26 protein-coding genes are annotated in these 25420 nt (G+C 63.9%); 14 read left to right on the top strand and 12 right to left on the bottom strand.

The window, feature by feature from the left end:
• Positions 1 to 193 precede the first annotated feature (193 nt).
• A complete protein-coding gene (locus tag JQ600_RS05315) occupies positions 194 to 2458 on the top strand; it encodes a fused MFS/spermidine synthase (RefSeq protein WP_212489733.1) in 2265 nt (754 codons plus the stop codon).
• Between the two features lie 15 nt (positions 2459 to 2473).
• Here JQ600_RS05315 and JQ600_RS37370 read toward each other — a convergent pair whose 3' ends face one another.
• From JQ600_RS37370 to JQ600_RS37205, 6 genes are all read right to left on the bottom strand, one after another.
• Positions 2474 to 3769: an isoprenylcysteine carboxylmethyltransferase family protein gene (locus JQ600_RS37370; RefSeq protein ID WP_212388610.1), complete on the bottom strand. Its 1296-nt coding sequence runs from the start codon at positions 3767 to 3769 to the stop codon at positions 2474 to 2476.
• Positions 3762 to 4142 (bottom strand): hypothetical protein, encoded by a 381-nt coding sequence (locus JQ600_RS05305; protein ID WP_212388607.1) that lies wholly within the window; start codon positions 4140 to 4142, stop codon positions 3762 to 3764. Before JQ600_RS05305 ends, JQ600_RS37370 begins: the two co-directional genes overlap by 8 nt.
• Positions 4143 to 4234: 92 nt before the next feature.
• On the bottom strand, positions 4235 to 5005 hold the full coding sequence (locus JQ600_RS05300; protein ID WP_212388604.1) for an exodeoxyribonuclease III: 771 nt from the start codon (positions 5003 to 5005) through the stop codon (positions 4235 to 4237).
• Between the two features lie 15 nt (positions 5006 to 5020).
• The gene (alr, locus tag JQ600_RS05295) at positions 5021 to 6313 is read right to left on the bottom strand and encodes an alanine racemase (RefSeq protein WP_212388601.1); all 1293 of its coding nucleotides are present in this window, start codon (positions 6311 to 6313) and stop codon (positions 5021 to 5023) included.
• Positions 6314 to 6488: 175 nt separating this feature from the next.
• Positions 6489 to 7991 (bottom strand): replicative DNA helicase, encoded by a 1503-nt coding sequence (locus tag JQ600_RS05290; RefSeq protein WP_212264810.1) that lies wholly within the window; start codon positions 7989 to 7991, stop codon positions 6489 to 6491.
• Positions 7992 to 8304: 313 nt separating this feature from the next.
• Positions 8305 to 8427 (bottom strand): hypothetical protein, encoded by a 123-nt coding sequence (locus tag JQ600_RS37205; RefSeq protein ID WP_283813416.1) that lies wholly within the window; start codon positions 8425 to 8427, stop codon positions 8305 to 8307.
• A 144-nt stretch (positions 8428 to 8571) separates the two neighbouring features.
• Here JQ600_RS37205 and JQ600_RS05285 point away from each other — a divergent pair, with 144 nt between their 5' ends.
• On the top strand, positions 8572 to 8778 hold the full coding sequence (locus JQ600_RS05285) for a transcriptional regulator (protein WP_212388598.1): 207 nt from the start codon (positions 8572 to 8574) through the stop codon (positions 8776 to 8778).
• A 21-nt stretch (positions 8779 to 8799) separates the two neighbouring features.
• Here JQ600_RS05285 and JQ600_RS05280 read toward each other — a convergent pair whose 3' ends face one another.
• Positions 8800 to 10050 carry a cyclopropane-fatty-acyl-phospholipid synthase family protein gene (locus JQ600_RS05280; RefSeq protein WP_212388595.1) on the bottom strand — a complete coding sequence of 417 codons (1251 nt, stop codon included), beginning with the start codon at positions 10048 to 10050 and terminating at the stop codon, positions 8800 to 8802.
• A 257-nt stretch (positions 10051 to 10307) separates the two neighbouring features.
• On the opposite strand from JQ600_RS05280, the gene JQ600_RS05275 reads away from it, so the two are divergent.
• The 3 genes from JQ600_RS05275 to JQ600_RS05265 all read left to right on the top strand — a co-directional run bounded on the left by JQ600_RS05275 (position 10308) and on the right by JQ600_RS05265 (position 12529).
• Positions 10308 to 11342 carry a hypothetical protein gene (locus JQ600_RS05275; RefSeq protein WP_212489732.1) on the top strand — a complete coding sequence of 345 codons (1035 nt, stop codon included), beginning with the start codon at positions 10308 to 10310 and terminating at the stop codon, positions 11340 to 11342.
• 120 nt (positions 11343 to 11462) lie between these two features.
• A complete protein-coding gene (locus JQ600_RS05270; RefSeq protein WP_212388589.1) occupies positions 11463 to 12068 on the top strand; it encodes a TetR/AcrR family transcriptional regulator in 606 nt (201 codons plus the stop codon).
• Positions 12065 to 12529, top strand: coding sequence for a PaaI family thioesterase (locus JQ600_RS05265; RefSeq protein ID WP_212388586.1), 465 nt, complete (start codon positions 12065 to 12067; stop codon positions 12527 to 12529). The genes JQ600_RS05270 and JQ600_RS05265 overlap by 4 nt, the downstream gene beginning before the upstream one ends.
• A 53-nt stretch (positions 12530 to 12582) precedes the next feature.
• On the opposite strand, the gene rplI is transcribed toward JQ600_RS05265, so the two are convergent.
• The 4 genes from rplI to rpsF form a co-directional block, all read right to left on the bottom strand.
• Positions 12583 to 13182, bottom strand: a complete 600-nt coding sequence (gene rplI / locus JQ600_RS05260) for a 50S ribosomal protein L9 (RefSeq protein ID WP_212388584.1) — start codon at positions 13180 to 13182, stop codon at positions 12583 to 12585.
• A gap of 55 nt (positions 13183 to 13237) precedes the next feature.
• Complete coding sequence (locus JQ600_RS05255) at positions 13238 to 14209, bottom strand: DUF2232 domain-containing protein (protein WP_212388581.1); 972 nt, start codon at positions 14207 to 14209, stop codon at positions 13238 to 13240.
• A gap of 123 nt (positions 14210 to 14332) precedes the next feature.
• Positions 14333 to 14572: a 30S ribosomal protein S18 gene (rpsR, locus tag JQ600_RS05250; RefSeq protein ID WP_002711478.1), complete on the bottom strand. Its 240-nt coding sequence runs from the start codon at positions 14570 to 14572 to the stop codon at positions 14333 to 14335.
• A gap of 5 nt (positions 14573 to 14577) precedes the next feature.
• Positions 14578 to 15045, bottom strand: coding sequence for a 30S ribosomal protein S6 (gene rpsF / locus JQ600_RS05245; protein ID WP_192740693.1), 468 nt, complete (start codon positions 15043 to 15045; stop codon positions 14578 to 14580).
• Between the two features lie 329 nt (positions 15046 to 15374).
• Here rpsF and JQ600_RS05240 point away from each other — a divergent pair, with 329 nt between their 5' ends.
• Together JQ600_RS05240 and JQ600_RS05235 are read left to right on the top strand one after the other, a co-directional pair.
• On the top strand, positions 15375 to 16106 hold the full coding sequence (locus JQ600_RS05240; RefSeq protein ID WP_212489731.1) for a TetR/AcrR family transcriptional regulator C-terminal domain-containing protein: 732 nt from the start codon (positions 15375 to 15377) through the stop codon (positions 16104 to 16106).
• Positions 16103 to 17128, top strand: coding sequence for a fatty acid desaturase family protein (locus JQ600_RS05235; RefSeq protein ID WP_212264803.1), 1026 nt, complete (start codon positions 16103 to 16105; stop codon positions 17126 to 17128). The genes JQ600_RS05240 and JQ600_RS05235 overlap by 4 nt, the downstream gene beginning before the upstream one ends.
• Here the strand turns inward: JQ600_RS05235 and JQ600_RS05230 are convergent.
• Positions 17125 to 18363 carry an MFS transporter gene (locus JQ600_RS05230; RefSeq protein ID WP_312010965.1) on the bottom strand — a complete coding sequence of 413 codons (1239 nt, stop codon included), beginning with the start codon at positions 18361 to 18363 and terminating at the stop codon, positions 17125 to 17127. The two genes, JQ600_RS05235 and JQ600_RS05230, sit on opposite strands and share 4 nt — an antisense overlap.
• Positions 18364 to 18703: 340 nt before the next feature.
• Here JQ600_RS05230 and fabD point away from each other — a divergent pair, with 340 nt between their 5' ends.
• The 7 genes from fabD (at position 18704) to gmk (ending at position 25368) form a co-directional block, all read left to right on the top strand.
• The gene (fabD, locus tag JQ600_RS05225; RefSeq protein ID WP_212264802.1) at positions 18704 to 19657 is read left to right on the top strand and encodes an ACP S-malonyltransferase; all 954 of its coding nucleotides are present in this window, start codon (positions 18704 to 18706) and stop codon (positions 19655 to 19657) included.
• A gap of 22 nt (positions 19658 to 19679) precedes the next feature.
• Positions 19680 to 20417, top strand: coding sequence for a 3-oxoacyl-[acyl-carrier-protein] reductase (gene fabG, locus JQ600_RS05220; RefSeq protein ID WP_212264801.1), 738 nt, complete (start codon positions 19680 to 19682; stop codon positions 20415 to 20417).
• Between the two features lie 305 nt (positions 20418 to 20722).
• Positions 20723 to 20962 (top strand): acyl carrier protein, encoded by a 240-nt coding sequence (locus JQ600_RS05215; RefSeq protein WP_006020277.1) that lies wholly within the window; start codon positions 20723 to 20725, stop codon positions 20960 to 20962.
• Between the two features lie 97 nt (positions 20963 to 21059).
• Positions 21060 to 22325, top strand: coding sequence for a beta-ketoacyl-ACP synthase II (gene fabF, locus JQ600_RS05210; RefSeq protein WP_212264800.1), 1266 nt, complete (start codon positions 21060 to 21062; stop codon positions 22323 to 22325).
• A 126-nt stretch (positions 22326 to 22451) separates the two neighbouring features.
• Positions 22452 to 23738, top strand: coding sequence for an endolytic transglycosylase MltG (mltG, locus tag JQ600_RS05205; RefSeq protein WP_212264799.1), 1287 nt, complete (start codon positions 22452 to 22454; stop codon positions 23736 to 23738).
• A gap of 85 nt (positions 23739 to 23823) precedes the next feature.
• On the top strand, positions 23824 to 24711 hold the full coding sequence (locus JQ600_RS05200) for a YicC/YloC family endoribonuclease (protein WP_212388579.1): 888 nt from the start codon (positions 23824 to 23826) through the stop codon (positions 24709 to 24711).
• A gap of 3 nt (positions 24712 to 24714) precedes the next feature.
• Positions 24715 to 25368, top strand: coding sequence for a guanylate kinase (gene gmk / locus JQ600_RS05195; protein WP_192740726.1), 654 nt, complete (start codon positions 24715 to 24717; stop codon positions 25366 to 25368).
• Positions 25369 to 25420 lie beyond the last annotated feature (52 nt).

Here is a 25420-nt window from a genome sequence, read left to right as displayed (position 1 = left end):
AGCTCGCGGGCCGAGCAGCCCGCCTGCGGCTTCGGCGCGGCAGCCTTCACGCGCTTCGCGAGCGAAGGCTGGAACCTGGCAAGGCGGCCTTTACCATGGCGCAGGTTAGCGGTTCCCGGCAGCCGGATTAAGACTTTGCTCAGGACTGATTGGCTACCGTGCAACCCTAAATTGCCGGTGCGCCAGGGGGACTATGTCGCTTTTTAATGCTTCCAATCGGATTTCGCCCGACTGCGATCGGCAGGCGATGGTGGTCCGGCTGACGCCGCTGCTGTATGTCGCGACGCTGTTCGTCTCGGCGCTGCTATTGTTCTCGATCCAGCCGATGTTCGCCAAGATGGTGTTGCCGAAGCTCGGCGGCGCTCCCGCGGTGTGGTCGGTGGCGATGGTGTTTTTCCAGACCGTGCTGCTCAGCGGCTATGCCTACGCGCATCTGCTGAACCGTGTGCTTCCGCCGCGTTGGGCCGCAGTGTTCCACCTTGCGCTGCTCGGCGCAACCGCGACGATGCTGCCGATCGTGATCGCACCTGGATGGGGTGTTCCGCCATCGGATGGGACGGCGCTCTGGCTGTTCGGCCTGTTCGCGGTCTCGATCGGCCTGCCATTCTTCACGCTGTCGGCCAGCGCGCCGCTGCTGCAAAGCTGGTTTGCAGGCAGCGGGCACAGCCGGGCCGGCAATCCCTACGTTCTCTACGCCGCGTCCAACCTTGGTTCGTTCGCGGCACTGTTCGCCTATCCCGTCGTCATCGAACCGTTTCTCACGTTGAAGACGCAGGCTGCGGCGTGGTCGATAGGCTTTGCGCTGCTCGCCATGCTCCTGAGCCTGGTCGCGGTGTTGACGTCGCGCGCGAAGCCTGTCGCCGCAAAGGTCGAGGTTTCTGACGATATGCGCGCGAGTACCGGCGAACGGATGCGGTGGATCGCTCTCGCCGCCGTGCCATCGGGGCTCGTCATCGCGGTCACTGCCTATCTGACGACCGATATCGCCGCCGCACCATTCCTGTGGGTGGTGCCGCTTGCGATTTATCTGCTGACTTTCGTCGCCGTGTTCCGCGAGCGGCCATGGATCGCCCACGCCAATGTGGTGCGCTTCGTTCCGTTCGCGGTGGCGCCGCTCGCGGTCAGCCTGATCGGCGGTGAGAAGGTGTTCTGGCTGACGACCATCGCCCTCAACCTCGTCGTCTTCGCGCTGCTGACGCTGATGTGCCACGGCGAACTTTACGCGCGACGGCCGAGCCCGCGGCGGTTGACGGAGTTCTATCTCTGCACGTCGCTTGGCGGGGTGATCGGTGGCGCCTTTGCGGGGCTGGTCGCGCCGCAGATCTTCAATGGCAACTACGAATATCCGATCCTGATCGCGCTCGCGCTGTTGTGCGCGCCTGGCATTTTTACCGGAGGCGTCCGCAAGGCGCTGACCGGAGCGTTCCCATGGCTTGCGATCAGCGCAGCGCTGGCGCTGGTCTGGTACGTCACGCGCTATCAGCCGCCGGCGACATTGGAACTGGCTTTCCAGGTGCTGCTGGCGCTGCTGGCAGCGGCGATGCTGTTTCAGCGGCAACGGCCGATGCGCTTCGTCGGGCTCGTGATCCTGAGTTTTGCGGTGACCGCCCTGTGGCGGCCCGGCATTGCGCCGATCGAAACCGCGCGCAGTTTCTTCGGCGTCCATAAGGTCGCAGAGATCAACGGCGGCAGTGCCCGTTTGCTCTACCACGGCACCACCATTCATGGCGCGCAGCGGTTGCGCAACGATGATGGCACGCCGGTCATCGGACCGCTCTTGCCGCAGACCTATTACTATCCGGGTGGTCCGTACGCGGAAGCCATTGGCGCCGCCCGTGCCGCGCGGGGCAGCCTCGACCATGTGGCCGTCGTAGGCCTCGGTACCGGCACGCTGGCCTGTCATCGCAAGGGCAGGGAGCGTTGGACCTTCTTCGAGATCGACCCCGAAGTGATCCGGATCGCGCGCGATCCGCGTCGTTTCGAGTTCCTGTCGAAATGCGCCCCCGATGCACCTATTGTCGCCGGCGACGCGCGCCTGACGCTGGAGGCATCAACCGACCGCTATGATCTGATCGTGCTCGATGCGTTCTCGTCGGATGCGATTCCGGTGCATCTGCTGACGCGCGAGGCGGTTGCGGGTTATCTTTCAAAGCTCACACCGCATGGTGTGATCGTGGTGCACATCTCCAACCGGTACTTCGATCTCGCGCCTGTTGTGGGTAACGTCGCGCAATCCCTTGGGCTTGTCGCCTACCTGCGGGAAGACACCAGCGCCGGCGATCTGCTGACCACGATGAAAGCCAATGCACGCCTCGTTGTCCTGGCGCGCGATGCGGCCGCCACCGGCAGCGTTGCAGCAAGCTGGACGCCGTTGCAGCCGGACCGGTCGAGCGCGCTGTGGACCGACGATTACTCCAATATTCTTGGCGTCATGCTGCACAAGAAATTCGGCGGGTAACGCCGCACGCAGCCGTCACGACCTGGACCAGAGCGCGAGCCGCGTGTTCAGGCGTCGCAATGGCACGAGGAAGGTGACGAGTTCGACGAAATGATTGGCGCCCGGCAGGCGAAACATCCAGCCGATGAAGGCCGGGATGCCGCCGAGATGCTCGAGCGCGCGCCCGAACGCGGCGATGCCGACGGCATCGAGATCGGGATCGCTGCTGACATAAACGATGCGCTGGCGCTCGAGGCTTGGACGCGCGGGTGCTACCTCGATGGTCAGCCCGTCGGCGGCGCGCCGCATCAGCCAGGCCCACGCCTTGGCGTCGCGACCGGAGTCAGGAAAATGCAGCGTCGCGGTGCGCGCGATATAGGGACGGCGCCGAAAGCGCCAGTCGCGGACCTCGGCACGATAACGCTCCCAGTCCTCCGGCATGGCGAGTGCGATGTGGGCGCGGTTGTACCAGGCGGCGAAAATGCCGTCGAACACTAGAAACATGATCGGCAGCGACCAGGCCGCGCGCGAAGCCACCAGGATCGCGAGCGCCGCCATCACCAATGCCGATGTCAGCTGCATCGGATTGGCAATCGATGCGTAGGGGCCACTGGTCACAACGCGTTTCGGCGGATCGTAGGGGATCGGCGTTCCCCGGCCGACCAATGCGAATTCGTGCGCGGCGGCCCAGCCGATCAGCAGCGAGGGCAGTCCGATCAGGAGCGCCACGATCCATCGCCACGGCGTGGCTTGCGCAAGCGCGTCGATGTAGTCGCGTCCCTCCCATGCCAGCACACACGCCGGGAGCACGAGCAGCATGTAGCCGCCCCAACCGAGCGCATGGAAACAGGTCCTGAGCACGGGAAAGCGGTCGGCTTCCGTCAAGCGGGCAAGCATCAGCGCCGGAAGCAGCGCGAAGGTGACCGCGACGATTTCGCCAATCAGCCAGTTGTCACCGAGCACCACCAGAGGCTTGAGAAGCGGCATGGATATGATGTCGGCGGCGACCAGACCGGCGATCACGAGTGGCATCGGCAATTTGCGTGAGGCGAGCACCGCGATCGGTCCCCACCAGATCGCCCACCCGATCCAGAGATCGACCGGCAGACCGAGGACGGATGCGGCATCAGGTTGAAACCGCCACCAGCCCGCTTGCTGGGCGAACCAATTGAGCAACAGGAGCGCCGGCAATTGCCAGAGGCCGCCCAGCATCGCCGCGGTCGCCTGCCGCGGCGAGCATCGGACCAACACCAGCATCAGCATGGCCGCGAGGGTCGGCCCGATCAGGAGGGCGGTCCTCGCCAGCGCGACGAATCCGGAGCTGTCAGCCACGGCGGCGTTCCCCGTAGAGCAAGCCGATCGCGACCGATGAGGCCAGCAAGGCCGGTACGGCGAGGATCATCGGCGCAAGCCACGGGCCCGACAAGGTGCCGATGGCGCAGCCGGCCACCGTCAATCGCTTGGCCAACCGCGAGATCACGGCGGGAGGGTCAGGCGCGAAGGCCAATGTAATGCCGAGCAGCGCTGGAAAGAGGACCGTCAGTGCCATCCGCTCAAGCGGCCAGACATGCTGATGGATCAGCAGTGAAGTGCCGGCACAGACCACCACCATGAATGAAAGGCCCTGCGCCCAGCGATTGCGCCACTGCGGCCGCAGCGGCATCGACCCATAGGGATAATCCGGACCGGTCTGGGCAGGCGGCATGGCAATCACGACCTCCGCGAGAGCCTAGCCGCAAAGCCCTAATGAAGTTTAGGAAACTTGGCTTCAAATGGAAGCAATGCGGCGTTGGCCGTCTACTTCAACACGATCCACGCCGGCGCGTGATCGCTGGCGCCTTCCTCGCCGCGAAGCTTGCGGTCGACGCCGGCTTTCATCAAGCGCGGTGCGAGCACGGGGCTCAGCAGGAGATGATCGAGCCGCAGCCCGGCGTCGCGTGGCCAGCGGTTGCGTTTGTAGTCCCAGAACGTGAACATCTGACTTGACGGGTGCAGGGTTCGGATCGCGTCGGTCCAGCCTTGCGCCGTCAGCGTCTTGAACGCCGCGCGGCTTTTCGGCTGGATCAGCGCGTCCTTGTCCCAGGACTTGGTCGGATAAATATCGAGCTCGGTCGGCGCGACGTTGTAGTCGCCGGCCAGCACCACAGGGATGTCCTGCTTGATGAATTTCGCGGCATGCGAGCGCAACCGTTTGAACCAGTCGAGCTTGTAGTCGAATTTTGGCCCGGGTTGCGGATTGCCGTTCGGCAGATAGAGACTGGTGACGATGATGCCGTTGACGGCGGCTTCGATGTAGCGCGCCTCGTTATCCCCGGGGGCGCCGGGCAGGGCGGTCCGCGTCAGCACTGGCTCGGCGTTGCGCGCCAGGATCGCGACGCCGTTCCAGGTCTTCTGGCCGCGCCACACCGCGCCATAGCCGGCCTTCTCCATTGCAGCCGCCGGAAAATCGGCGTCGGTCGATTTCAACTCCTGCAACGCCACGACATCGGGTTTTGCCGAACGCAGCCAGCGCAGCAGATTGGGCAGGCGGCGATTGACATTGTTGATGTTGAAGGTCGCGATCTTCATGCCTGACAGGAATTGTCAGGTCGGCAGTGGGGGCGGGGCCTGGGGAAGTGCGGCGGCCGGTTCAGCGGTTGCGGGCACCGGTTCGATTGCCGGTGGCGTTGACGCCGTTAGCGGCGGCTCGGCCTTTGCGTCGCCGCCCTTGTAGATCCGCGCGTAACGTTTGCCGAGGCTGGTCAGCACTTCATAGCCGATCGTGCCGAAATGATGGGCGAGTTCATCAACCGTGATGCCTTCGCCGATCAGCGTCACCATGTGGCCACGCCGCACCGCGTTCTTTTCCAGATCGGTGATATCTACCGCCATCAGGTCCATCGAGACGCGGCCCGCGATCGGGCAGCGCTTGCCGGCGACCACCACCTCGGCGCCACGGCTGCCGTCATTCGAACTGGCGGCGCGGAAATATCCGTCGGCATAGCCTGCGGAGACGATCGCGACCCGCGTCGGCCGCCGCGCGGTCCAGGTGCCGCCATAACCGACGGTCTCGCCCTTTTCCAGATTGCGGATCTGCACGATGCGCGCCTTCAATTCGACGACCGGCTGCATCGGATTGTCGGCCTCCGGTGTCGGGTTGATGCCGTAGACGGCGGCGCCCGGCCGCACCAGTTCGAACTGGAACTGGGGGCCTAAGAAAACGCCGGACGAATTCGCCAGCGACGCCGGCACGCCCGCGAACAGGCTCGCGATTTCGCGGAAGGTCGTGAGCTGCTTGGCGTTGAGCGGGTTGTTGAGGAGTTCGGCGGAGGCGAGGTGGCTCATCACAAGCGTGATGCCGTGATCGCCGGCATTGATGCGCGGAATGATACCTTGCGCCTCGGTCACGGTCAGGCCGAGCCGGTTCATGCCGGTGTCGATGTGGATGGCCGCACCGCCGGACCAGCCCGAGCGGCGGCAGAACACGTCCCATTCGGCGAGTTCGTTGAGATCGCCGATCACGGGCTTGCAGTCGAGCTTGGCGTAGGCGTCGCCGGTGTTCTGGAAGAAGCCGTCGAGCGTATAAATCGTGACGGTGGGCAGAGCCTCACGGACCACGCGGGCTTCCTCGAGCGTCGCAACGAAGAACGTCTTGCAGCCGGCGTTGGCCAGCGCGCGCGCGACCTGTTCGGCGCCGCAGCCATAGGCGTCTGCTTTCACCACGCCGGCGCATTCGGCCGGCACGGCGGTCTTTTCGAGCTTGCGCCAGTTGGCGACGATGGCGTCGAGATCGACGGTCAGCACGCCGGTGACGCTCGCCAGCGCGGCGGCCTGGTTCGCCTCGGGCGAGAGCAGGGTGCTGGTCGGGATGGATTTGGGGTCGGATGCGATGTTCATGCCGCATTTTACGCGGGCGAACGCCATGGTTCAACCGCGCAGAAGGCAGGACTGGGGCATGATCGGTCCTGATTGATCAGAACCGATCGCGCTCCAGATTATTGTTTTGACGTGTTTTCTTCACGCGAACCTAGCACCACCCCGGATCAAGTCCGACGCTTCGCTGGAAACCGCGCTAGGGCGCGCGGTAGGGTAGATTATCCCCTTCGGCGAAATCGCTAAACCGCGTGAACTGCCCCTCGAATTGCAGTTGGACCGTACCCGTCGGTCCGTGGCGCTGCTTGGCGATGATGACCTCGGCCTTGCCGTGAGCGAGCTCCATGTCGAGCTTCCATTTCTCGTGCTCGGGCGTACCGATTTTGGGTTCCTTGTTCTGCAAATAATATTCCTCGCGGTACACGAACAGCACCACGTCGGCGTCCTGTTCGATCGAGCCGGATTCGCGCAAGTCAGCCAATTGCGGGTGCTTGTCGTCGCGGCTTTCGACCTGTCGCGACAGCTGCGAGAGCGCGACCACGGGAATATTGAGTTCCTTGGCGAGCGCTTTCAGGCTGGTGGTGATTTCGGTGACTTCCTGCACGCGATTGTCGTTGCCGCGCTTGCCGGAGCCCTGCAGCAGCTGGATGTAGTCGACCACGATGATGTCGAGGCCCTTCTGCCGCTTCAGCCGCCGCGCGCGCGCCGTCAATTGCGAGATCGAAAGGCCGCCCGTTTCGTCGACGAACAGCGGCAAGTGCTCGAGCTTGATGGTGTAGTCGCGGATCCTGTCGAATTCGTCCTGTTTGATCCCGCCGCGCCGGATCATGCTGGACGCAATGCCGGTTTGCTCGGCCAGAATACGCGTGGCGAGTTGCTCGGCGGACATTTCGCAGGAGAAGAAGCCGACAACGCCGCCATTGACCGACTTCATGGTGCCGTCGGCCTGAACTTCCGCCTGGTGCGCTTCGGCGATGTTATAGGCGATATTGGTGGCAAGCGCGGTCTTGCCCATGCCGGGACGTCCGGCCACGATGATCAAGTCCGACCGCTGCAGGCCGCCCATCTTGGAGTCGAGATCGCGGAGGCCAGTTGAAATGCCGGACAATTTTCCGTCGCGCTGATAGGCGTTGGCCGCCATATCGAGCGCGGTCTTCATCGCCTGCGCGAAACGCTGGAAGCCGCCGTCGTAACGGCCGGACTCCGCCAGTTCGTAGAGCTGGCGTTCGGCGTCCTCGATCTGCGCGCGCGGGGCAAAATCCACCGGCGCGTCGAACGCAACGTTGACCATGTCCTCGCCGATCCGGATCAGATCGCGGCGCAACGCCATGTCGTAGATCGTCCGGCCGTAATCCTGCGCGTTGATGATGGTAGTGGCCTCGGCCGCGACACGGGCGAGGTACTGGCCAACCGTCATGCCGCCAATATCGGTCTCGGCGGGCAGGAAGGTTTTCAACGTGACGGGCGTCGCGACCTTGCCCATCCGGATCAGGCTGCCGGCGGTCTCGTAGATCGCCTGATGGATCGGTTCGAAGAAATGTTTTGGCTCGAGGAAGTCCGAAACCCGGTAGAACGCGTCGTTGTTCACCAGGATCGCGCCCAGCAGACTCTGTTCGGCTTCGATATTGTGCGGCGCACTCCGATAGGCCGGAGTTCCCGCGTCGGGGGCAAGCTTCAGAATGTTCGAATCAGTCAGCGCCATGCTCGGAATTGTTCTTCGGATTTGGGTCGGTATTTGGGATGCCGGATTTGGGGTGGCGATAAAGCGCTCCCCTCGTGCCGAGCGGAAGTACCTACATGCCTTATGCCCGATTCACACAAGCGAGATGTGAATCCCCGTCGGTCGTTGCGGCGTTGCACTTGACGGATTTTGGCCAACCCGTGCGACGGCCGCTCGGTACCGCCGCATTCACGAAAATGTTTGGAAAGCTGTTAGGGCCAGCTGAACCTTGTCGCCAGTTGGACAGACCTAATCAGGCTGCGGAGGTCATCCGGGCCGCGATGTTAGCGATTGATCAAGCCAGGATGAGAAAGATCAACGCGATCAGGGCCGAGCCGATGCCGGTCGCGATCAAGGCGTAATCGACGATGAGATCGGCGCGAGGGACGAGCGAGGTTGAGTAGGTTTTCTGGGCCATTCAGTAGTTTTACGGCAATCAGCCGGCGAACTCTGTGAACCAGATCACATCCGCGGGGCTTTCTGGCCGGCATCCTGGTCGAGGAATTCGGGAACGGGTTTTAGGCTTTCGGGTTGGTTAAGGGCAGGGATCAAGGACAAGACGATGGGTCAGCAGCTCGGTACATGGCGATCAGGAGGCGACCAGCGCGCTTGGTTGTCGATGCTGATCGACACCATGGAACTCGTCTCGCGCCCGGAATCGCGTGCCGTGCCCTGCGATACCGAGGTATTGGACGCGCTGCGCGCGCAACTCGCGCGCCCCGCAACTGCCGGAATAGCCTACGGCTCGGGCTACAGCTTCCGAAACTAAGACATTCAGCTCAAAATCGGCCTACTCGCCCGCGATTTGCAGCCGCGGCGGCTTGCCCGTTTCGATCGCGCGCAGCCGCGCCTCTTCACGCGTGATGTAGTCTCGCGTCATCGGCACCACGCCCTGGCGCTTGGTGAGCTGGATCTGGAAGTTCATCAGGTTCTGCTTCCGGAACGACATTTCCGACCCGGCCAGATAGAATTCCCACATCCGGGCGAAGCGTTCGTCGTAAAGGCGCACGGCCTCTTCGCGGCGCGCCATGAAGCGCTCGCGCCAGGCTTTCAGCGTCTCCGCATAATGCAGCCGCAGAATCTCGGTGTCGCAGACCAGAAGCCCGGCGCTCTCAATCGCCGGCGTCACTTCGGACATCGCGGGGATGTAGCCGCCCGGGAAAATATACTTGGTGGTCCAGGGGCTGGTCACGTCGGGGCCGGTGGAGCGGCCGATCGAGTGCAGCACCATGATCCCGTCGTCGCTGAGCAGCTCGGCGCACCGCTTGAAGAAGGTTTCATAAAACCCGACGCCGACATGCTCGAACATCCCGACCGACACGATCCGGTCGAAAGGACCGGGAATGTCGCGGTAGTCGCGAAGCAGGAATTTCGCCCGATGGCCCAGCTTTTTCTCCCCGGCGCGGGCGTTCGCGACCTGCAATTGCTCGGTCGAGAGCGTAACGCCGGTAACATCGGCGCCGGTCATCTCGGCTAGATAGAGCCCAAGTCCGCCCCAGCCCGAGCCGATGTCGAGCACGCGGTCGCCGCGCCCGATTCTGAGCTTGGCGGCGAGGTGGCGCTTCTTGGCCAACTGGGCATCATCGAGTGTGGCATCCGGCGTCTCGAAATAGGCGCAGCTATATTGCTTGTCGGCGTCCAGGAAGAGCGAATAGAGCCGCCCGTCGAGATCATAATGATGCGCGACGTTGTTCCGTGACCGGCCGCGCCAGTTGAACTGACTGATGTGCCGGGCGAGATAGCGCATCCACCATTGCAGCCGAGCCCATTGCGGCACCATGGCCGGCTGATCGAGCAGGATCGCCAGCGCGTCTGCGATCGAGCCATCTTCGACCACGAACGTGCCGTCCATATAGGCTTCGCCCAGCGCCAGTTCGGGATTGAGGAGGATCCGCCGCTCGGAGCGCGGGCTCAGGAACCGGGCCGATACCGGCCGCCCGGTGCCGTCGCCGCAGGTAAATGTGGTCCCGCTCGCGGCCGTGAATGTCATCGTGCCGCGGCGGATGAACTGTCCCAGGAAATAACGCAACAAACGATCCATCAAAGCACCAATGGAACGACCGGCCCGTTACAACCGACGCACGGCGGGAACGAATGTTCCAATGTGCGTCAACCAGATCATAATCGTGATCAGCCCGACGGGCTAGGGCGTTGTAGTCAAAGCGGATATTCCCAAATGTGGAGATCACGCAGTTGCGTCACAAGTGAGCTTCCATTCGTAGGATAATCGGCTAAAAGGTGACCGCCGTCGGCCGTGTTGCGCGACGCTGGAAGCGATTCCAATTGGAGAAGCAGGGAATGTTGAGCCGAGCGCTCAGTCTGGCGACGGTGATGCTTCTGGTTGGCTGTCTCGTGGCGCGGGCTGAAAACCTGGAGGCCGGCAAGACCCCTTCCCAGATCTTCGCGGGTACCTGCAACGCCTGCCACAAGAGCCCTCGCGGCCTGTTGAAGAACGTTTCGGCGTCTTCGCTGCCCGGCTTCCTGCGCCAGCACTACACCACCAGCAGCGAGATGGCCGGGGTGCTAGCCTCGTTCCTGATCTCGAACGGCGCGGCCGACGCACGATTTCAGAGCAAGGATCAGCCGAAGACCGATGCGGCAAAGGGCGCCAAGCAAGAGGCTGCCAGGCCGGATCAGCCCGACCGATTCGGCCGCCGGCAACATCCCGCCGCCATGCAAGAGGCGTCCCGGCCCGACGCCGACGGGCTCACGCCGCAAGGCCCCGGACGCGACGGCAAGCGACGGCCCGGCCAGCAACCGCCCGATGCCGCCAGGCCCGCCGATGGCCAGACGCCGCAGGCCGCGACCGACAGCAAAGCGGGCGCCAAGCAGAAGCTCGGCAAGCGCGGCAAGCCTGCCGAAGAGCCGCCGAAACCGGACGAGGCGGCCAAGGAAGAAGCCAAGCGCGAAACCGCCAAGGTGGATGCCGGCGAAAAGCCTGAAGCCGCCAAGCCGGCGGGCGAGGGCACCTCTGACTCGAGCAAGTCTGAAACAGGCAAACCTGAAACAGGCAAATCTGAAGCAGCGAAGCCTGAATCAGCCAAGTCAGAAACCGCCAAGGTCGATGCGCCCAGGGAAACCGGCGGCAGCGAACCAACGCCGCTGCGGCCTGATCCAGTCCCGCCGGTCACGCCCGCGCCGGCGGCCGCCGCACCAACTCCCAGCGGTACATCAGAACCGGCCGCGATCGCGAGAGAGCCCGCCGCGATTCCAAGTCCGTCGGCGCCCGCCGCAGCACCTGCGCCGGCCACTCCGCCCGAGGTGACGGCAGCTGCGCCGCCTCCACCGGCGGTTGCGCCGGCGGGGCCGCCCGCACCGCCCATTTCCCAGTAACGCCGCGTTCCAACAACGCACGCCAATAACGTTCGCGACGGAAAGCTCGCGAGCGGACTTGCTCAAACATCTCTAGAGTATTACTCTAGAGCAATGATCTAACCGGCGAGGTTTGGCGTGGTGACCACGGCGCGAGAGGATTTGCTGGCGGCGGGATTGGCGGTGTTCGACCGCGACGGCTTTGAGGGCGCAACCGTGGCCGCCATTCGAACCCGCGCGCGGGCGTCGAACGGCAGCTTCTTCCATTTCTTCGGATCAAAGAAGGAACTGGCCGGCACGCTGTTCCTCGAAATCCTCGGCCGCTATCACGCTGCGGTGCTCGCTGCGATCGACGAATCCTGCGGCGCCAGGCAAGGCGTGGCGCAGCTGATCCATGCGCATCTTGACTGGGTTGTGAACAACCGCCGCGAGGCGCGCTATCTGTTCGAGATTTCGCGCAGCGAATGGACCGAAGAGATGCGTGGCGCGCAGCGGGCGCAGAATTCGCGTCTCACCGAGGCCGTCGAGCGATGGCGCGCGCCGCTGATCGCGCGCGGCGAATTGCTGCCGATGACGGCGCCCTTGTTCTTCAGCCAGATCATCGGACCTGCGCAGATTTTCTGTCGCGCATGGTTGTCGGGCCGCGACCGCGCCGATCCCAGGGACCAAACCGACATCCTGATCGCCTGCGCCACCCGTGCGGTGGTTGCTCCCGAGGCGGGCCACAGCACTGGAGAAACCGCATGACCGCAAATACCGACCCCGACTTCGCGCCGATCGCCAGCCGCATCCGCGACAATGTCGGCCGCCAGGGCTTTATGAGCCATATCGGCGCGGAGCTGTCCGAACTGACGCGCGGGTCGTGCACGCTCGCGGTCGACCGGCGGCCGGAGCTGTTGCAACAGCACGGCCTGTTCCATGGCGGCGTCACCGCCTTTCTGGTCGACAATGCGACCACCATCGCGGCTGCGACCTCACGCGGCCAGGCGGCGCTCACGGCGGAATATAAATTGAATCTGTTGTCGCCGGCGGTGGGCGAGCGCCTGATCTGCCGGGCGCGGGTGATCAAGCCCGGACGTCAGGTCGCGGTGGTCGCGGCCGATGTCTATTGCCTCACCGACGGCGTCGAAAAGCACACCGCAACGGCGCTGGCCTCGATCGCGATGCTCGACGAGAAAGCGGCGGCACGAATCCCAAGCCCGGCCTGATCGGCCGGGCTTGGTTCTCACATAAACAGAGGCGCGATAAAGAGAAGCGCGCGTTACTTCTCGGTCGCAGCCGGTGCCGGCGCTTCGTCGTCGTGCTGGGCTTCCGGATCGAAGAACTCGCCGGCGGCGGCCAGCGCCTCGGCGGCGGCGTCCTGATCTTCCTGACGGCTCGAGATGTCCTCGCCGCGGTTGATGCGCTCGGCTTCATCGGCGCTGCGTGCAACCGTGACGCTGACGCTGACTTCGACTTCGGGGTGCACGGCGATCGCGATCGAGTGCTTGCCGATGGTCTTGATCGGCGCGTCCAGCATGACCTGGCTGCGGCTGATGGTGACGCCGTCGGCTTCGAAGGAAGCGATGATGTCGCGCACGCTGACCGAACCGAACAATTGGCCGGTTTCGGAGGCCTGGCGCAGCACGACCACGTTGCGGTCGTTGATCTTCTCCGCGACCTTGGTCGCTTCGCCCTTGGCCTTGAGGTTGTTGGCCTCGAGTTCGGCCTTCATGCCGTCGAACTTGGAGCGATTGTCCGCGGTGGCGCGCAGCGCCTTGCCGCGCTTGAGCAGAAAGTTGCGGGCAAATCCGTCCCTGACTTTGACGACTTCGCCCATCTGGCCGAGCTTGGCGACGCGTTCCAGCAAAATGACTTCCATATTCGTTCTCCTTTTGAAGTGGTGATGATCCGGTTCGAGTGGATGGGTGGAATGGTTACGCTGCAGGCACCGGCGGCGGTCTGCCGCGCATGAAGCGTTGGCGAAATCCGAAGACGGCGTCGGCGAGGCCAAGAACGACCATCGCCAATACCGGCCAGCCGAACACCACGACGACGGCGTAGGCGCAGGACAGCCAGAACGCGCGGCCGTTCAGCGCCAGTGTCAGCGTGTGCAGTACGGCAAAGCCGGTGATGGCGTAAGCCATCAGCAGTGCTGTCGCTGTGATCTGCGCGAACAATGCGGGAAGCCCGCCGACGAAACAGAACGCCAGTGCGACCGACAACGCGACCAGCGTCATCGGCGGTAATTCGGCGGCCTTCAAATCCGGCCACGGCCGGTGCAGGCGGCCGGAGGTCGCGGTGATTTTGCCGGCGAGCCAGAGATTGAGGGTCAGCGTCATCATGGCGACGATCGCGGCTGCCGGTGGCGCGATGATTGCGAGCGCGCTAACCCACCGCTCGGTGTCGCCTGATGGCGCGGCATTGCGGGGCGTCAGAATTCGCAGCAGGCCGCGTTTCAGTGACGCCGTAATCGCCTCGGCGTCGCTGCCGAGCGTCAGCATGGCGGTGATCGTGGTCAGCATAGCAAAGCCTGCAATCCACAGCAGGATGCGGCCGACCGGATACCATTCCACGGCAGGTGCGGCAGGCGACGCGCCATTGCCTGCTTCCTCGGCGGGCAGCGGCCGTCCGAGCAGCGCGAGATGGCCGAGCCACCAGGCGGGCAGGGCGACGGTGACGACAAAGGCGATGCAGTAGGGCAGGCCGAACATCAGCCCGAGGCCCGAAGCCGCGGCGATGCCGCCGATCGTTGCCGCAAGCGGTCCCCATCCAAGGGCGGCCACCATCAGCGGCAGCGGGGCCAGATAGAACAACAGCAATGAGATCAGCGCGCCCGAGATGATCGAGGCGAACATCAGCGCCGACGCAGAGCCGGCCGCAAGCGCAATGAGTATGATCACGATCATCAGCTGTCCCGCTCCCTTCGAGCGGTTAGAGGTCTTTGGACCCCAACCATCGGCGACCGGACGACCCGGAAGCCTTATGAAAAGTCGCGATCGGCGGCACGGATGCCGCCGATCGAAATTGTCTTAGCGAATAACGTAGGGCAAGAGGCCGAGGAACCGCGAGCGCTTGATGGCGCGGGCGAGTTCACGCTGCTTCTTGGCGGAGACGGCGGTGATGCGGCTCGGCACGATCTTGCCGCGCTCGGAAACGTAACGCATCAGCAGCTTGGAATCCTTGTAGTCGATCTTCGGCGCATTCGGACCCGTGAACGGGCAGGTCTTGCGGCGGCGGAAAAACGGACGGCGTGCACCAGCTTCAGCCATGATTCTTACTCCTCTACCGCTGCGTCTTCATCGCGCGGACGGCGCGGCCCGCGGTCGCCACGGAAGCCACCGCCTTCGCGATCGCCACGGAAACCGCCTTCGCGGTCACCCCGGAAACCACCGCCACGGTCGTCGCGTTCGCGATCGCGATCGGCCTTGCGCATCATGGCAGAGGGACCTTCCTCGTGCTCTTCGACGCGGACGGTGAGATAGCGGATGACGTCTTCGCTGATCCGCTCCTGCCGCTCGATCTCGGTGACCGCAGCGGAGGGCGCATCGATGTTCATCAGCACGAAATGTGCTTTGCGATTCTTGTTCATGCGATAGGTGAGGGAGCGTACGCCCCAGTTCTCGGTCTTGGTGATCTTGCCGCCGAGCCCTTCGACGATGCCCGTCATCTGGGTGGTCAGCTCTTCGACCTGCTGGGTGCTCGCATCCTGACGCGCGAGAAAAACATGCTCATAAAGAGGCATGGGTGTCCTTTCCTGTGTTGGCGCGGTTCCCGGCGGCAAGCCCTTCGAGACCTTCGGAAAGGACTCGATAATGCTCAGAAGGCGGAAGCACGGGACGACGGGCCAACTGGCCCTGCCACATCAACATCGCCGAAAGGTGAGATTGCTGAGACCGTCCGTTCAGCTCCCGGCCGGGATCCACGGATGCGCGGTTTATAGAGATTTTGAGCCCGCTGGCAAGCGTTGATGCGGGATTTTGGCCCGGTTGATGCCATGGCCGACCTCTGCCTCCAAGGACCCAATTGACATATTTGTTTGTATGTCATACAAATAAAAGACGAGAGGGCAAAATGGCTCCCAAAATGGTTTCCGAGTCCGTCGAAACCGCTCAGGCACTGGCCGGCGACCCCAAGCACGCCGTCCGCGCCACGCGTTCCGCCGGACGCCAGATGCGTTCCCGCCTGCTGGATGGCGCCAGCCGCCTGTTCAAAGAGCGTGGCCTTTCCGGCACCTCGATCTCGGATATCGCTGCCGCTGCCGACGCGTTTCCGAGCCAGATCACCTATTATTTCCGCACCAAGGAAGCGCTGTTCGTCGAGGCCGCCTGCCGCGACATGCTCTACGTCGCCCGTGCGGCCGAGCAGGCGGCGTTGTCGGCGCACACGCCGCGCGACTACACGCGCGCGCTGGTCGAGAGCGTGACATCAACGGATTCGGTCGCCTTCTTTGCCGAAGCTCTGACGCTGACGCGCCGCCGCCAGGATCTCGCGCCGCTGGTGGAGCGCACCATCGAACGGCTGCACGGCGAGGGCCTGCGCGCCTATTCGAACCAGATCGAATGCCACGGCTGGAGCACGCTGCGCGATCCCGACGCGACCTCGCGGCGATTCTGGGCGGTCGCGATCGGCGTGATGGTCGAGGGCTTTGCCATGGGCCGTTCGGCCGAAGAATTATCCGCAGAGATGCTGCGCGTGCTGGGCGAGCAGGCGACGACGAAATCGGCCGGCGACGGCGGCCGCCTGCGCCTCGTCGGCAATCCCACATCCGCTTCAGATTCAACCGAAGGGGAGACATCGTCATGACCGCGCTTCGCATGCGTGCCCGTGATTTCCTGTCCGAGGATGAATTGATCGCCGTGCGCCGGCGCTCGACCTGGAAAGGCGTTGCCCTGATCGTTCATGCCTGGGTATTGATCATTGGCTCGATCGCGCTGGTGGCGTGGTGGCCCAATCTGCTGACGTTTCTGCTGGCCGTCGGCATCATCGGCTCGCGCCAGCTCGGGCTTGCGATCCTGATGCATGACGGCGCCCATGGCTGCCTGTCGGCCGACGAGAAAACCAATCTGACTCTGAGCCAGTGGTTCTGCGCCTATCCGGTTTTTGCCGAGACCCGCGCCTATCGCCGCTATCATCTGCAGCATCATGCGCGCACCCAGCAGGAGGATGATCCCGATCTCATCCTGTCGGCGCCGTTTCCGATTACGAAGATGAGCTATCGCCGCAAATTCCTGCGCGATATCACCGGGCAGACCGGCTATCAGCAGCGCAAGGCGCAATTGCTCAACGCGCTGGGTCCTGCGGAATGGCCACTGTCGAAGCGCGCTGCCCATTTTTGGGAAAAGCTTGGTCCGCAGTTCGCGGTCAATGCGGTGATGTTCGCAGGCCTTGCCGCTGCCGGGGTGTGGTGGGCCTATCCGCTGTTATGGCTGCTGCCGCTCTTCACCTGGCAGATGGTGATCACCCGCATCCGCAATATCGCCGAGCATGCCGTGGTGCCCGACAGCAGCGATCCCTTGCGCAACACCCGCACCACGCATGCCGGTTTTCTCGAGCGGCTGTTCATTGCGCCCTATTACGTGAACTATCATCTCGAGCATCATCTGCTGTTCTACGTGCCTTGCTACAACCTGCCGCGCGTCCACAGCATTCTGAGCCAAAGCCGGCATGCCGACCGCATGGAGGTGCAGCCGAATTACGCTGCCGTGCTGCGGCTCGCCACCGCGAAGCCAAACCAGCAGGATCGTCCGGGCCAGCTTGTGAGCAGCGCGCGCCGTGCGCGGGCCGGGGCGGAGGTCGGCGGCGATCAGAAGGCCGGCGGCTTCTAGCCGCCGCTAACGCGTGTTCGGCCGGCTTGCGCATTGGCGCGGCGAAACAGCACGAACAGAAACGCCAACAGCACCGCGGCCGACAGGGCGAGCGACCAGTGAATGCCGATCGCCGCGCCGAACAGGCCCACGGTGATGCCGCTGAAGGCCCGCATGCCGAGCCCGGCCATGTTGAACAGGCCGACGACGCGGCCGCGAATGTCGGCGGGGGCATTCAGCTGGACCATGGTCTGCGCCATCGTGTTGAACGACAGCTCGAAGAAACCTGCGGCGAACAGCAGTGCGATCGCAAGCGAGTAGATCCCGACCGACGCGAACGCGAGCAGCGACAACGCCCATAGAATGGCAAGGACGATGGCCGTCTGAGGCGTCGCTCTGAGCCGTCCCCACGCTTCCAGCGCGATGCCTGCGAGGAGCGCGCCGGCGGCGTCGGCCGCCAGCAGCACGCTGTAGGCCACGCCGGGGTCGCCGTGGCCGAGATCGATGGCAAAGCCCGGCATCTGGGCGTGATAGGCGTTGCCGATCATGAAGGAGGTCAGCCCGGCGAGCAGCGTCATCGAGATCAGGACAGGGTAGGTGCCGATGACACGGATGGTCTGCACGATGTCGGAAAGGCCGCGGACGGCGAGGCGCTTTGCCACTGCGCCCTGGGCGCTGATGGGTGCCCAGAACAGCCAGAGCAGCATCGGGAGATAAAAAAGCGTGTTGAGAATGATGCCGTGGGACGGGCCGAGTGCCAGCATGATCACGCCGCCCGCGGCCGGACCGACCAGGATTCCCAAATAGCGCGCCATCGCGTTCAGCCGCACCGCGCTCGGCAGGTCGGCGGGGCCGACGATATCGTAAAGCAGCAGCTGGTTCGGCGTCTGCCACAGCACGCCGGCGCAGCCGTGGATGACCAGGAGCAGCATCGCGTGCCACATCTGAAGCGTGTCGGTGACGAAGAAAACTCCCCATCCCGCCGACGCCACGATGAAAAGCAGCATTCCGCACTGAATGATGCGGCGTGGATCGAACCGGTCGGCGAGCCCGCCGACGGCGACGGAAAACAGCAGAAATGGCAGCCAGTGCGACAGCACCGCAAAGCCCGCCAGCGCCGGCGAATGGAATTTCTGGAACACCACCCAGTAGCTGATCACGTGCTCGACATTGTCAGCCATCATGGCCAGCACGTAGGCGACGAACTGGGCCCGATAGGGCCGCGACTTCATGGCCGCGAACGAGCTTGACGCCACGGGTTTCGCAGAAGGTTCAGGACTCAAGAGATCACCTGGGTAAGACTTATGAGCACGACTTGGCCGGGGCTCGGCGATTGCGGGGCTGGCGCGGCATCCGTTTCCGCTCGCGCCGTTACACGCTTGTTACATGGCGCTCAAGACAGCAGGAGCTGCTCCGGTGCCGAAATAGCTGGGTTGATCGATATCTGCGATGATGCCGGCAAGCGCCGCGGCGAGGTTCCGGGCGGCGTAACCAATTTTGCACCGCGATTGCTTGTGCGATGCACGCTCCGTCCGGCTTGACAGGGCGGCGAAAGCCGGTGTCTTACGGCTGCACTTGAAGGAGTTTTCAGTCAAAATGACCGCAGCATTCACCTTTCCGGGCCAGGGGTCGCAGGCCGTGGGCATGGGCAAGGCCCTGGCGGACGCCTTTCCGGCCGCGCGGGCGGTATTCGACGAGGTCGATGCGGCGCTCGGCGAAAAGCTGACCGCGATCATCTGGGAGGGGCCTGCCGAAACCCTCCAGCTCACCGAAAATGCCCAGCCGGCGCTGATGGCAGTGTCTATCGCGACCTTGCGCGTGCTGGAGACCGAGGCCGGCTTCTCGGTCGGGCGGGATGCGGCATTCGTGGCCGGTCACTCGCTCGGCGAATATTCGGCGCTGGCCGCGGCCGGCAGCCTCAGCCTCAGCGATACCGCGCGCCTGTTGCGCACCCGCGGCCTTGCGATGCAAAAGGCCGTGCCGGTCGGCGTCGGCGCCATGGCCGCGCTGCTGGGTCTGGACTACGAGGCGGCGGTGGCTGTCGCGGCTGAAGCTGCGCAAGGCCAGGTCTGCCAGGCCGCCAATGACAATGGCGGCGGGCAGGTGGTGGTCTCCGGCGACAAGGCCGCGGTCGAACGCGCGCTTGAAATTGCAAAGACCAAGGGCGCCAAGCGCGCGATGCTGCTGCCGGTGTCCGCACCGTTCCATTGCAAGCTGATGCAGCCCGCGGCCGACGCCATGGCGAAGGCGCTGGCCGATGTGACGATCAAGGCGCCGGCTTCGCCGCTGGTGTCGAACGTGCTGGCCGCGCCGATCACGGATCCCGATGAGATCAGGCGCCGCCTGATCGAGCAGGTCACCGGCACCGTGCGCTGGCGCGAGTCGGTCGCCTATATGGCGGGCCACGGTGTCACGCGATTTTTCGAGATCGGCGCCGGCAAGGTGCTGAGCGGGCTGGTCAAGCGCATCGCCGACGGTGCCGTTGGCGTATCCGTCGGCGGGCCCGGGGACATTGCCGCCGCCAAGGACGCATTGGCGGCTTCAGCGTAAGCGCGCCGAAAAGGAGACTTCGATGTTCGATTTGACGGGCAGGACGGCGCTGGTGACCGGCGCGACCGGCGGCATTGGCAACGCCATCGCGCAGGCACTGCATGCGCAGGGCGCGACGGTGGCGATCTCGGGTACGCGCCGCGAAGTGCTGGATGCCTTCGCCACCAAGCTCGGCGAGCGCGTTCACGTGCTGCCGTGCAACCTTTCCGACAGCGCGGAAGTCGAGGCCCTGGTGCCTGCGGCGGAGGCGGCGATGGGGCAGGTCGATATCCTGATCGCCAATGCCGGCATCACCCGCGACAACCTGTTCGTGCAATTGCGCGACGAGGATTGGGACGACGTCATCAACGTCAACCTGACCGCGACCTTCCGCCTGGCGCGCGCCGCGACCAAATTGATGATGCGCAAGCGCTTCGGCCGCATCATTGCCATCACCTCGATCGTCGGTGTGACCGGCAATCCCGGACAGGCCAATTACACCGCGTCGAAGGCGGGAATCATCGGCCTGATCAAGACGCTTGGCGCCGAGTACGCCAAGCGCAACGTGACCGCCAATTGCATCGCGCCCGGATTCATCAAGACACCGATGACGGATGCGCTCAACGACAAGCAGCGCGAGACCATCCTGTCGAAGGTTCCTGCAGCACGGCTGGGAACGCCCGAGGACATCGCCGCGGCGGCGGTTTATCTCAGTTCGAACGAGGCGGCTTACGTCACCGGGCAAACCATCCACGTCAACGGCGGAATGGCCATGATTTGAGCCGGTTAACGGCCCGATCGATGGGCTCAAAGGCGGTTTCGGGGGGCCGGGCGAGGGCTTGTAGTCAACGGTAGGGAAGTATGATAACCGAACCACCGACGGATGGGCAAACAAGGCCATTGCAGGATTTTGAAACCCTGTATATTGGCGTGGCGACGCCTGCCGTTCGCCGGGCCTTTATCGGCTACCACCGTGCCGAATCAAGACTATGCGCGATTGCGAAGGAAGTTTAACGACCACGATGGCTCGTATCGTCTTGCGGTATCTTGGGGTCGGGTCCAATGGAACAAGCACGAGGTTGAACGATGAGTGAGATTGGCGAGCGGGTTAAGAAGATTGTGGTCGAGCACCTCGGTGTTGAACCCGAGAAGGTGGTCGATGCGGCAAGTTTCATCGATGACCTTGGCGCTGACAGCCTCGACACCGTCGAGCTTGTGATGGCATTTGAAGAAGAGTTCGGTTGCGAGATTCCCGATGACGCCGCGGAAACGATTTTGACCGTCGGCGACGCGACAAAATTTCTCGAAAAGAACGCGAAAAGCTGACGCCCCCGCGCGGTGCGCATAGAGCCGGACGGGCCGTTGTCGAACGGTCCCCCGGTTTCTTGTTATGGACCGCCAGTTTCGGGCCGGAGTTTTTGATATGAGGCGGGTTGTCGTCACGGGGCTGGGCATGGTTACGCCACTCGGCTGCGGCGTTGACGCAACGTGGACGCGTATCCTCGCCGGCAGGAGTGGCGCCAGGCGAATCGAGACCTTCGAAGTTGCCGATCTCTCCAGCCAGATCGCCTGCGTGATTCCACGCGGCGACGGTAGCGGCGGCACCTTCAATCCGGACCAGTGGATGGAGCCAAAGGACCAGCGCAAGGTCGATGATTTCATCATCTTTGCGATGGCCGCCGCGCGCCAGGCGCTCGACGACGCCGATTGGCATCCCGAGAGCGAAGAAGACAAATGCGCGACCGGCACCCTGATCGGGTCCGGAATCGGCGGCCTGTCCGGCATCGCCGATACCGCCCTGCTGCTCAAGGAGCGCGGGCCGCGCAAGGTCTCGCCGTTCTTCATTCCAGGGCGGCTGATCAATCTCGCTTCCGGCTACGTCTCGATCGAGCATGGTCTCAAGGGACCTAACCATTCCGTAGTCACCGCATGTTCGACCGGCGCGCACGCGATCGGCGACGCCAGCCGCCTGATCGCGCTCGGCGATGCCGAGGTGATGGTGGCGGGCGGAACCGAATCGCCGATCTGCCGGTTGGCGATGGCAGGCTTCTGCGCGGCGCGCGCGCTCTCGACCGCCTTCAACGACACGCCGGAACGGGCTTCGCGTCCCTACGACAAGGATCGCGACGGCTTCGTGATGGGCGAGGGCGCCGGCATCGTGGTGCTCGAGGAATATGAGCACGCCAAAAAGCGCGGCGCGAAAATCTACGCCGAGGTGATCGGCTACGGCCTGTCCGGCGACGCCTATCACATCACCTCGCCAGCGCCGGACGGCGATGGTGCCTTCCGCAGCATGAGTGCGGCGTTGAAGCGTGCTGGAATCAGCGCTTCCGATATCGACTACATCAACGCGCACGGCACCTCGACGCAGATCGGCGACGAGATCGAGCTCGGCGCGGTGGAGCGGTTGCTCGGCAATGCAACGTCCAAGGTGTCGATGTCGTCGACCAAATCGTCGACCGGGCATCTGCTCGGCGCGGCCGGCGCGATCGAGGCGATTTTCAGCATCCTTGCGATTCGCGACAACATCGCCCCGCCCACCATCAATCTGGAAAATCCGTCGGTGGAGACGTCGATCGATCTCGTGCCTCAAACGGCGCGCCAACGCGAGATCAATGTCGCGCTGTCGAATTCTTTCGGTTTCGGGGGTACCAACGCCTCCGTCATCGTTCGGCGCGTAGTTAGTTAGCAAGTGTTTAGAGCGACTCCACCGTTTTGCCGTATTCGGCGATGACTCCTAGACGTGGGCGTATGCTATTGGCCGGGCAGGGGTTTGTCAGGCCACGATTGAACCGGCAGGATTCAGGTTGCATCGATGAGTGAAAGGCCGCCCATTTCCCCCCGGAGCCCGCGCGCTGCGCTGGAGCCCGAGCAGGTACCGCCGCCGCCGAAGCGGTCCGAGCGTGCCCGCAATCCGTTTGTCGTGATCGGCAATGCCATCATCACCATTCTGATCATTTTGATGATCGGCGCGGGCACGGCGTATTATTACGGCCGCCAGCTTTTGGAGACGCCGGGTCCGCTGCAGGAAGACAAGATCGTCAATATTCCGGCACGCGCCGGCAAAAGGGACATCGCCGACGCGCTGCAGCGCGAGGGCGTGATCAACGTCAATCCGTGGCTGTTCATCGGCAGCGTGTTTGCGTTGAAGGCGAGTTCCGATCTCAAGCCCGGCGAATATTCGTTCCAGAAGCGCGCCAGCCTGCGCGATGTCATCGCCACCATCGTCGAAGGCAAGGTGGTGCAGCATGGCGTCACCATTCCCGAAGGCCTGACCTCCGAGCAGATCGTGGCGCGCCTCACCGACAACGACCTGTTCTCGGGCTCGCTGAAGGAAATGCCGCGCGAGGGCACGCTGTTGCCGGAAACCTATAAATTCCCGCGCGGCACCAGCCGCGAACAGGTGGTCCAGCGCATGCAGCAGACCCAGAAGCGGGTGCTTGCGGAAATCTGGGAACGCCGCAATCCGGACATTCCGGTCAGGTCGCCGGAGGCGTTGATTACGCTTGCCTCGATCGTCGAGAAGGAAACCGGCCGGGCCGACGAGCGCAGCCGGGTCGCCGCTGTCTTCACCAACCGGCTGCGACAGAAGATGAAGCTGCAGTCCGATCCCACCATCATCTACGGGCTGGTGGGCGGCAAGGGTACGCTGGGCCGGCCGATCAAGCGCTCCGAGATCACCCAGCCGTCGCCCTACAATACCTATGTGATCGAAGGCTTGCCACCGGGCCCGATCGCCAATCCCGGCCGCGCCTCGCTTGAGGCGGTCGCCAACCCGGCGCGGACCCGCGACCTGTTCTTCGTCGCCGATGGTAGCGGCGGACATACCTTTACTGAAACCTACGACCAGCACCAGAAGAACGTCGCCAAGCTGCGGGTGCTGGAAAAGCAGATCCAGAACGACACGGTCGAACCGGCCGAAGAGGCCGCAGCTCCTGCAGCGGCAGGCGCGCCGGCGGCCGACACCAACCCGACGGCGACGACGCCGAGGCCAACGGGGACGAAGAGACAGCCCGCACGTCCGGCGGCGCCTGCGGCCGCCCCCGGCGCCCGCCAGGGCGCGGCGCAATCGACCACCACGGCGCCGGTGGTTCAGCGCTAAGTCAATTCCATCAGGCGTGAATTCGTTTTAAGCTCGCGCCGCACCCCGAGTCTCGCATCTCCCTGTTTTCGGAAAGTTTTACGCGATGGCGCTATCGAGCATGACCGGTTTTGCCCGGAGCAACGGCGCCAGCGGTCCGTACACGTTCGAATGGGAACTGAAGTCGGTCAACGCCAAGGGCTTTGACCTGCGGTTGCGGCTGCCGCCCGGATGGGACGAACTCGAGGCTTTAGCCAAGAAGCGCGCCGGCGAGGTGCTGTCGCGGGGCACGGTCTACGCCAATCTCAACGTCAAGCGTGCCAACGCGGTCTCGACCATCCGCATCAATGAGGACGTGCTCAACTCGATCGTAAAGGTGGCGGGTGTGCTCGCCGGCAAGATCGACGCGGTGGCGCCCAGCATCGATGGTCTGCTCGGCATCAAGGGCGTCATCGAGGTGGTCGAACCCGAAAGCGATGAGGCCGAAGACAAGGCGGCCAAGGACGCCGCGGCGCTGGCCTTCGAGCAGGCGCTGGCCAATCTGGTCGAGATGCGCCGCCGCGAGGGCGTCACGCTCGGGCAGATTCTCAACCAGCGCATGGATGAGATCGAGAAACTCGCGAAGAGGGCCGAGGCCGCGCCCGGCCGCAAGCCCGAGGCGATCAGGGTGCGTTTGGCCGAACAGGTCGCGGCGCTGCTGGAAACGTCAGATCGTTTCGATCCTGACCGGCTCAATCAGGAAGCGATCATGATCGCGGCCAGGGCCGACATCCGCGAGGAGCTCGACCGCATCGCCTCCCACATCGCCCAGGCCCGCGAGATGATCGGCAAGGGCGGCCCGGTGGGGCGCCGGCTGGATTTTCTCGCCCAGGAGTTCAACCGCGAGGTCAACACCTGCTGCTCGAAATCGAACGATCTGGAGTTGACCAATACCGGGCTCGAGATGAAAAACGTGGTGGAGCAGTTCCGCGAGCAGGTCCAGAATCTGGAGTGAGCGATGACGGCTGGTGGTTTCGACGGGGTTGAGCGGCGCGGACTGATGTTCGTGCTGTCCTCGCCATCCGGCGCGGGCAAGACCACGCTGTCGCGGATGCTGATCGACAAGATGCCTGGTCTAAAGATGTCGGTGTCGGCGACCACGCGGCCGATGCGGCCGGGAGAGGTCGACGGGCGCGACTATTTCTTCGTCGACAAACCGAAATTCGAAGCAATGGCCAAGAAGGGCGAATTGCTCGAATGGGCCACCGTGTTCGACAATCGCTATGGAACGCCGCGCGCGCCGGTCGAGGCCGCGCTGTCGGCCGGGCAGGACGTGCTGTTCGATATCGACTGGCAAGGCACGCAACAATTGCGCGAGAAAGCCCGAGCCGACGTGGTCAGCGTGTTCATTCTGCCGCCGTCGGCTGCCGACCTCGAAAAGCGCCTGCACACCCGCGCCCAGGATTCAGACGAGGTCATTCGCGGAAGGATGGACCGCGCCACCCACGAACTGAGCCATTGGGCGGAATACGACTACATCGTCATCAACCAGGACGTCGACCATGCCTTCGCCGAGGTGCAGTCGATCCTCAAGGCCGAGCGGCTCAAGCGCGAGCGCCGCACCGGACTGACGGAATTCGTTCGCGGCCTGCAGCGCCAGCTCGAAAAATAATCCCGACTGCGATCGCAGGCCTGGTTCGTCCCTAGGTTACGCTAAGCCCGGC

Origin of the sequence: Bradyrhizobium sp. AUGA SZCCT0176, assembly GCF_018130145.1 — a bacterium.
In the GTDB taxonomy this organism is placed as follows: domain Bacteria; phylum Pseudomonadota; class Alphaproteobacteria; order Rhizobiales; family Xanthobacteraceae; genus Bradyrhizobium.
The sequence above is the reverse complement of the archived record's forward strand: the minus strand, read 5'-3'. Positions and strand labels throughout refer to the sequence as shown.